Below are 8594 nucleotides of genomic sequence, written 5' to 3'. Positions count from 1 at the left end.
GGCATTTTAGACTCAGTTAACCAACGTACTCAATTGGTTGGGCAAAACCGTCTTGAATTATTATTATTCAAGCTAAGAGGGCGGCAGCGCTTTGGTATTAATGTGTTTAAAGTGAGAGAAGTACTGCAATGCCCTCCTTTAACAAACATGCCGAAGTCGAATGCCTATGTAAGAGGTGTCGCACATATACGTGGGCAAACTATTTCTGTTATTGATTTATCAATGGCTGTAGGTGGCCCTGCGATCGAGAATATTAAAGATAGTTTTATTATCATTGCTGAATATAACCGCTCCGTACAAGGTTTTTTGGTTGGCGGCGTTGAGCGAATTGTAAATATGAATTGGGAAAAAATAATGCCGCCACCGTCTGGGGCTGGCAGATATTCGTATTTAACAGCAGTGACAGAAATTGAAAATGAGTTAGTCGAAATTCTTGATGTAGAAAAAATATTAAATGAAATTTGCCCGGTAAATACTGAAGTCAGTGCAGCAATAGCTAATGATGGTGAAATTCAAAAAGACTTAGGTGAGCGCATCGTATTTATTGCCGATGACTCTGCCGTTGCTCGTAATCAAGTCAAACGTGCTCTAGAGCCGTTAGGCGTGCAGACTGAGCTTGCTAAAAACGGGAAAGAAGCATTAATTCGCCTCCGGGAAATTGCTGCACTTGACTGTAAGCATGATATTACCGAGCGAGTTGGTTTATTGATCTCTGATGTTGAAATGCCAGAAATGGACGGTTATACCCTCACGGCTGAAATAAAAGCAGATCCAAAGTTAGCCCCATTACATGTTATTCTGCATACATCACTCAGTGGTGTGTTCAATCAAGCGATGATTGAAAAAGTGGGGGCTGATGACTTTATTGCTAAGTTCAATCCGGATGAGTTAGCTACAGCAGTGAAAAAATGGGTTCATTGTGACTAATTTGAAAAGGCGGTGTTACTTTGGAAAATAAGCATTTACAACAAAGCGAGTACGATCAGTTTCGTTCTTTTTTAGAGCAACAATGTGGCATTGTTTTGGGTGATAATAAGCTTTATTTAGTCAAAAGCAGGCTTGCTCCGCTAATGGTTCGTTTCAATGTTGAGTCATTGTCACAATTGGTCAGTAAAACACTGAGTCCGCATGAGCGGCAGTTACGTGCCGCAGTTGTTGATGCTATGACGACCAATGAAACTTTATGGTTTCGGGATCAATACCCGTTTGAACTATTACAAAGTAAGTTATTCCCAGAGCATAAAGAGTTGCGTCGACCGTTGAAAATTTGGTCAGCGGCAAGTTCCTCAGGACAAGAGCCATATTCTATTGCCATGTCGGTCGCTGAGTTTCAAGCTAAGCAGCCGGGTGTATTAAAAATGGGCGCGCAGATCATCGGCACCGATATTTCTAATACTATGTTAGATATGTGTAAACATGCAGAATATGACTCTCTTGCTTTAGCTAGAGGGCTGTCGGTAGAGCGCAGGAAGAAGTTCTTCAAAGATAGCGGCAATGGGATGGCGCAAGTTAACGACTCAATAAAAAAATTAGTGAGTTTTCGACACCTTAATTTATTAGATTCATACGCACTAATGGGCAAATTTGATATTATTTTTTGCCGTAATGTGCTGATTTATTTTGCACCTGAGGTGAAAGCCAAAATTATTGCTCAGTTTGCTCAAGCACTTAACCCTAAGGGGTATTTATTTTTAGGTGCTTCAGAGTCTATGTCAGGGTTAAGTAACGAGTTTGATATGGTACGCTGTAATCCTGGTATTATTTATCAAAAGAAATAACTTACCAGCGTAAATAACGCGCTAAAACGCAAGTAACTCAAGTCTCATCGGTAGTAAAGCCGAATCTAGAATACGATAAAACGATGTGCCTCCACATCGTTTTTCTTTTTAAATCAAAAATTAAACACATCATAAAACACTAACCTAGTTGGCTCACCTTTTGCATTAATCATCTTAAGTCAATTTTTTGGAGATGGTTATGGCTATCAGTTTTGATAAAGCATTTGGGGTTCATCCTCATGCAATGTTGATCCGTTCGCAACGTGCTGAGTTATTAGCAACCAATATCGCTAATGCTGATACGCCGGGCTATAAAGCGAAGGATATCGACTTTGCCTCAGCATTGAAAGCGGCAAAAAGCCACCAGCAAGGCGGCAATAACATGGTAACAACTAACCCGAATCACATTGCAGGTGGTAGTCGTTATATCGGTAATAGTGAAATGTTTCGTTCGCCAAATCAAGCAGATACAGGTGATGGTAACTCGGTTGATATACAAGTGGAACGAAACTTGTATACAAAGAACTCATTAGAGTATCAGGCAAGCCTGCAATTTATGAGTAGTAAAATTAAAGGCCTTAAAAAAGCCCTCGGTAGTCAAGGAGCCTAAGCATGAGTTTATATAACGTTTTTGATATTTCAGGTAGTGGTATGAGTGCGCAAAATGTGCGTTTGAACACCACCGCAAGTAATATTTCCAATGCCAATAGCATTAGCTCAAGCCAAGACAAAACTTACCGGGCGCGTCACCCTGTTTTTGCAGCTGAACTGATGAAAGCATCAGAATCAACTGGTAATACGCAGGGATCGTCTGTTGGCGTTAAAGTACTAGGCATTGTAGAGAGTAATAAACCACTGCAAATTGAATATAACCCAAATCACCCCAGTGCGGATGAAAATGGTTATATCTACAAACCTAACGTTAATGTCGTTGAAGAAATGGCTAATATGATTTCCGCCTCACGCTCTTATCAAACCAATGTGCAAGTTGCTGATGCAGCGAAGCAAATGTTAAGTAAAACACTGTTGCTTGGGCAGCGGTAATTGAGGGTTAGATTATGAGTAACGACATAAATACTGCATCATCGAGCTATATAGATTCGCTTCGTTGGCCGAGTAAACAAGAGGCTGACGAAAAGACTGGTGAAAAGAAAAGTGATGCATTAACGCAAGAAGATTTCTTTTCATTATTAACGCAGCAACTGTCGTTTCAAGATCCCAGTAAACCTGCGGACAACGACCAAATGATTGCACAAATGACGAACTTTACCATGGCAGAAGGTATCTCAAATTTAAATTCAAAGTTTGAGTCTTTAGCTGCTTCAATGACCTCTAACTCAGCGTTGCAAGCATCAACTCTGGTAGGTAAAAAAGCTTTAGTTGAATCAGATACATTAGATCTTAACAGCAGTGGTGATGTCTCTGGCATGATTGCTGTTGAAAGTCCCGTTAAAGATTTAAGGCTCAGTATTACAGATGCTTCCGGACAACTAGTGAGAATAATTGAGTTAGGTGATAAACCTGCTGGTGGCTTACGTTTTAACTGGGATGGAAAAAATAAAGACGGTGAGAGCCTTCCGCCAGGAGAATACAATATCAAAGCAGAGGGCAACATGGGCGAAGAATTTACTAGTTTACCCATGGCCTCTTATAAAAATATTGATAGCGTCAATATTAATGGCGCTAACGGTATTATTATTAATACTAAAGAAGGGGCAGTTAAGCTGTCTGATGTAGCAGAAATTGCGTGATAAATTTTATTTATTTTTTAGCCTATTGGCTAAATTTTATAGGTTAGAGGTGAATTATGAGTTTTAATATTGCATTAACTGGCATTGCTGCCGCACAAAAAGATTTGGATGTTACTGCTAATAACATCGCTAATGTAAATACCTACGGTTTTAAAGAATCGAGAGCTGAGTTTGCCGATGTTTATTCATCATCAGTTTTTTCTTCGGGTAAAACTAAAAATGGTGATGGTGTACAAACAGCATCTGTAGCACAGCAGTTTCATCAAGGTTCAACATTAGGCACTAAAAATTCACTCGATCTTGCTATAGGAGGTGAAGGATACTTTGCTCTTAGCAATGAGTTAGGCTCACAAGATAAAACATTCACTCGTGCAGGGGCGTTTAAATTAGATAAAGATAACTTTATCGTTGACGCACAAGGTAATTACTTACAAGGCTTTCCTGTTGATGAAATTAGTGGAGATGCAACATCAGTAAGTTTAACCTCCTCTGGGGCGATTCAAATTCCTGATTCATCAGGTTCCCCGCGGGCTACCTCAAGTGTATATTCGTCATTTCGATTGGATTCGACCAAAGATACACCGACTATTACACCATTTGATCCAACTCAATCAGGGTCATATACTCACTCTACCTCAACCAATGTTTATGATTCGCTAGGTGAGCCGCATACTATGCAATTGTTTTTTGTGAAAACGGATGCAGCTGTTACAGGTAATGCTAATGAGTGGCAAACCTATGCCACGTTAGACGGTCAAGCATTCAATCCTGATGGAAGCTCGCAAGGCGCTACTGGACCATTTAATCCAATTTCAACATTTCAGTTTGATGCGAACGGCTTACCACTTAACACCAATGGTACCGCAAATACAGGCAATACATTTAACCCTGTTGTGTTAGATAGCACTAATTTGACAGGGTTTTTAAGCAATGGTGCTAGCTTTCCTAATAATGTAACTATCAACTGGCGTGATGAAGCAGGTACCTCTGCAAAAATCCCGACCCAGCATGCAGGCAAGTTTGAAAATAAAGTATTATCTCAAGATGGTGCTGCTGTGGGACGGTTGGCAAATATAGACATTGGTGTTGATGGAAAAATTGTTGCTTCTTATAGTAATGGTGACTCTAACTACCTAGGTCAAGTTGCGTTAGTCCGTTTTCCCAATTCACAGGGGTTACAACAAGTAGGCAATACGTCATGGAAGAAAAGTTTAACTTCAGGTGACCCTGTAGCGGGTGAAGCAAATTCAGGCGCATTTGGTAAGATTAGCTCATCAGCATTAGAGCAATCAAACGTGAACTTAACCAATGAGCTTGTTGATTTGATCAGCGCACAGCGTAACTTCCAAGCTAACTCGCGTGCACTCGAAGTGAATTCAACACTACAGCAAGCTATTTTGCAGATCCGTTAATCTCGTTTTAATATTTTTTACAATCCGACACCTAGGCTGCTATTTATTAGCAGCCTTTTTTATTTGTGCTTGATTATATTTTGTAATTTATTACGTCATTTTATTGTGGCACTTATCTTGCATTTGTCATGTTATAGATTTTTAACGTGAGTCGATGTTATGGACAAGATGGTCTACATTGCAGCGTCTGGAGCTAAGCAAAGTTTGCGGGGCCTAGAGCTTAAAGCAAATAATTTAGCAAATGCCAATACCACAGGCTTTAAAGCTGACTTCGCGCAAGCGCGCTCAATGCAAGCTTTTGGTGAAGGCTTACCGACACGTGTTTTTACTATGCAGGAACGGCCAGGCTCTAATATGACTTCCGGCGGTATTGTTGAAACTGGACGTGATCTTGATATTGCTATGAGCGATAAAGGGTGGCTTACAGTGCAAGATGCTTCAGGGAATGAGGCATATACTAAAGTTGGCACGTTGAATATCACCCCTGATGGCGCTTTGATCACCAGTCACGGGCGTCAAGTTATTGGCGAAGGTGGACCGATTATTTTGCCATTGCCAGTGGAGAAAGTCGAATTTAGTGACGATGGTTCAATCCAAGTTCGCCCGCAAGGTGCGCCGGCTAACTTTTTAGAAGTTGTTGACCGTTTGAAGGTAATTAAGGCAAATAATTCTGAGCTTGAAAAAGGCAATGATGGCTTATTTCGACCAAAACCCGAATTACTGGAAAATGGTATATGTGGATTTTGTGACATCTCTAATGATGTGAAAGTAATGAGTGGCACTTTGGAAATGTCAAATGTGAATCCGGTACATGAGATGGTGGATATGATAAGCCATCAACGCCAATTTGAATTACAAGTTAAGTTAATGAAAACGGCTGAAGAAATTGACGAACGTCAAACTCAATTGCTGCGTATTGTTTAACTTTATTGAGAGGACATTAATATGAATCCTGCATTGTGGATAAGTAAAACGGGGCTTGATGCTCAACAAACCGATATTTCGGTTATCTCAAATAATTTAGCCAATGCCAGTACTGTTGGTTATAAGAAAAGTCGTGCTGTATTTGAAGATTTGCTTTATCAAAATATTAATCAGCCAGGGGGGCGTTCATCACAAGATACAGAGATGCCTTCTGGTCTGATGCTTGGTGCTGGTACCAAAGTAGTTGCTAATCAGAAGAACTTTTCTCAAGGTAACATGTTAACCACTGAAAACTCATTGGATTGGATGATATCAGGGCCAGGTTTTTTTGAAGTTTTACAGCCCGATGGCAATATCGCCTATTCTCGAAATGGTCAATTTACCACGGATGAGGATGGTCGTATTGTTACTGCTGGTGCAGGTTTTCCTGTGCAGCCAGAAATGAATGTACCTGATGATGCGAAGTCAATTACCGTATCACAAGATGGTGAGGTGTCTGTGAAAATAGAAGGACAACCTGAGAATGTGGTGATTGGTCAGTTAACGATCAGTGACTTTATCAATCCATCAGGTCTAGAGCCTGTAGGCCAAAATTTATATACCGAAACGGCCGTCAGTGGCGCACCTGTACAAGGTAACCCTGGTCTAGAAGGATTAGGCACTGTTGTCCAAGGCGCACTTGAAACCTCTAACGTAAATGTAACCGAAGAGTTAGTTAACCTAATTGAAACTCAACGTATCTATGAAATGAATTCAAAGGTGATTTCAGCGGTTGACGAAATGATGAGTTACATCAGTCAGCAACTTTAACTAATTCGGAGCAAAGTTATGCGTAATTTATCTATAGTCTTAACGGGTGCATTTATATTGAGTGGTTGTATGACGACTCAAAACCACAGCGTGGTTCAAGATGATCCATACTATGCTCCTATGTACCCAGAGCCTGCTGCAGAGCAAGTTGTGCCGACAGGCTCATTGTTTGATAGCAATTTATCAAACGATTTATATTCAGATAAAAAAGCGTTACGCACCGGAGATATTATTACAGTTAAACTGCAAGAATCGACGCAATCATCTAAAGCAGCTAAAACTGAAACGGATAAACAAAGTGATGCCAGCTTAGATCCTGTCATTGGATTAGGCGGACTACCGGTTAATATTGGTGGCGATAGTATTCAGTTTGGTGTGGGCAGCGGTGCTAAATTCAAAGGTGATACTAAGTCAAATCAATCTAATAGTTTATTTGGTGATATTTCCGTAAATGTTATGCGGGTATTACCTAATGGTAATTTAGTGATCCGTGGTGAAAAATGGCTGACTTTAAACTCCGGCGAAGAATTTATTCGTTTGGAAGGTCTTGTTCGCCCGCAAGATGTTACTGCAGATAATACTGTGACCTCTAACAGAATCGCAAATGCGCGTATTCAGTATTCTGGTAAAGGGCAAATGCAAGAGACTCAAACGGCAGGATGGTTAACTCGATTCTTCACTAGCTCTCTGTTCCCTTTTTAAAGGATGTTGATATGAATAGCTTGAAAGCGTTGCTGTGTATATGTTTATTAGCTTGGCATTCTATTGCTAGCGCTGAACGTATCAAGGATGTCTCAATGGTTGAAGGTGTTCGCTCAAACCAGTTAGTTGGTTATGGTCTGGTAGTAGGTTTACCTGGCACCGGTGAGCAAAGTCGTTTTACTGAACAAAGTTTTAAAGCCATGCTAAATAGTTTTGGTATTACCATGGCATCGAATTTAAAACCCAAAATCAAAAATGTAGCAGCGGTTGCTGTGCATGCAGAATTACCTGCATTTAGAAAGCCAGGGCAGACAATCGATATTACTGTATCGTCAATTGGTAGTGCGGGTAGCTTACGTGGTGGAACATTACTACAAACCTTTTTGAAAGGGGTTGATGGAAATACTTATGCTATCGCGCAAGGTAGTCTAATTGTTGGCGGGTTAGGTGTCGAAGGAGCTGATGGTAGTAAGATCGTAATGAACACGCCCACGGTAGGACGTATTCCAAATGGCGCAACGGTTGAACGGGCAATTAAAAGTCCTTTTATGCAAGGTGATTACATAACTTTTAATTTAAATCGTCCTGATTTCACTACTGCTAAACGTTTGGAGCAAACCATTAATGAGCTTATCGGCCCAGACAGTGCACATGCCCTTGATGCCGCTTCAATTCGTGTTATTGCCCCGCGTGATGCGTCGCAGCGTGTTGCTTATTTGTCTACGCTTGAAAACTTAGAGTTTAAACCTGCCGATACTTCGGCAAAAATTATTGTAAATTCACGCACTGGCACCATAGTGATCGGCAAAAACGTGCGGTTACAAGCGGCGGCAATTACCCATGGTGGTCTTACCGTTACGATCGCAGAACAGCAAAATGTATCGCAGCCTAACGCATTAAGTGAAGGGGAAACTGCCGTTACTAATCAAAGTATTATTGATGTTAACGAAGATGATTCTCGGGCCTTTGTATTTAACCCCGGTGTTAGCCTTGACGATTTAGTGCGCGCAATTAACGAAGTTGGAGCAGCGCCTGGTGACTTAATGGCGATACTAGAAGCATTAAAAGAAGCGGGTGCCATTAGCGGTCAACTCGTGGTTATTTAAACCATATTGACCCCCTAAGTTTGCGTTAACTTGCATTTAGGGGGCCTTGACTTGCATAATTAATCAACGCTTTTATACTTTCGCAAACTCGCAAACTCGCAAACTCGCAAC

The 8594-nt window shown here is 40.8% G+C and carries 10 protein-coding genes; all 10 read left to right on the top strand.

Annotated features, from left to right (window positions below):
- Window positions 1–927 (top strand): chemotaxis protein (locus H5232_RS21210; RefSeq protein ID WP_182831462.1); only part of this gene is annotated, 927 nt, incomplete at its 5' end.
- Between the two features lie 20 nt (window positions 928–947).
- The gene (locus H5232_RS21205) at window positions 948–1778 is read left to right on the top strand and encodes a protein-glutamate O-methyltransferase CheR (RefSeq protein ID WP_149981589.1); all 831 of its coding nucleotides are present in this window, start codon (window positions 948–950) and stop codon (window positions 1776–1778) included.
- A 199-nt stretch (window positions 1779–1977) separates the two neighbouring features.
- Window positions 1978–2388, top strand: coding sequence for a flagellar basal body rod protein FlgB (gene flgB, locus H5232_RS21200; protein WP_149981587.1), 411 nt, complete (start codon window positions 1978–1980; stop codon window positions 2386–2388).
- 2 nt (window positions 2389–2390) lie between these two features.
- Window positions 2391–2822: a flagellar basal body rod protein FlgC gene (flgC, locus tag H5232_RS21195; protein WP_149981585.1), complete on the top strand. Its 432-nt coding sequence runs from the start codon at window positions 2391–2393 to the stop codon at window positions 2820–2822.
- Between the two features lie 14 nt (window positions 2823–2836).
- Window positions 2837–3529, top strand: coding sequence for a flagellar hook assembly protein FlgD (locus H5232_RS21190; RefSeq protein ID WP_182831461.1), 693 nt, complete (start codon window positions 2837–2839; stop codon window positions 3527–3529).
- 56 nt (window positions 3530–3585) lie between these two features.
- Entirely contained in the window at window positions 3586–4941 is a 1356-nt protein-coding gene (gene flgE, locus H5232_RS21185) for a flagellar hook protein FlgE (protein ID WP_182740803.1), read from the top strand.
- Between the two features lie 159 nt (window positions 4942–5100).
- Window positions 5101–5865, top strand: coding sequence for a flagellar basal body rod protein FlgF (locus H5232_RS21180; RefSeq protein WP_182718213.1), 765 nt, complete (start codon window positions 5101–5103; stop codon window positions 5863–5865).
- 21 nt (window positions 5866–5886) lie between these two features.
- A complete protein-coding gene (gene flgG, locus H5232_RS21175; RefSeq protein WP_149981578.1) occupies window positions 5887–6675 on the top strand; it encodes a flagellar basal-body rod protein FlgG in 789 nt (262 codons plus the stop codon).
- Window positions 6676–6693: 18 nt separating this feature from the next.
- Window positions 6694–7377, top strand: coding sequence for a flagellar basal body L-ring protein FlgH (gene flgH / locus H5232_RS21170; protein ID WP_182740804.1), 684 nt, complete (start codon window positions 6694–6696; stop codon window positions 7375–7377).
- A gap of 11 nt (window positions 7378–7388) precedes the next feature.
- Window positions 7389–8483, top strand: a complete 1095-nt coding sequence (locus tag H5232_RS21165) for a flagellar basal body P-ring protein FlgI (RefSeq protein WP_149981574.1) — start codon at window positions 7389–7391, stop codon at window positions 8481–8483.
- The last annotated feature ends 111 nt before the right edge of the window (window positions 8484–8594 follow it).

This window comes from Pseudoalteromonas sp. SG41-5, assembly GCF_014164495.1.
In the GTDB taxonomy this organism is placed as follows: domain Bacteria; phylum Pseudomonadota; class Gammaproteobacteria; order Enterobacterales; family Alteromonadaceae; genus Pseudoalteromonas; species Pseudoalteromonas rhizosphaerae.
The sequence above is the reverse complement of the archived record's forward strand: the minus strand, read 5'-3'. Positions and strand labels throughout refer to the sequence as shown.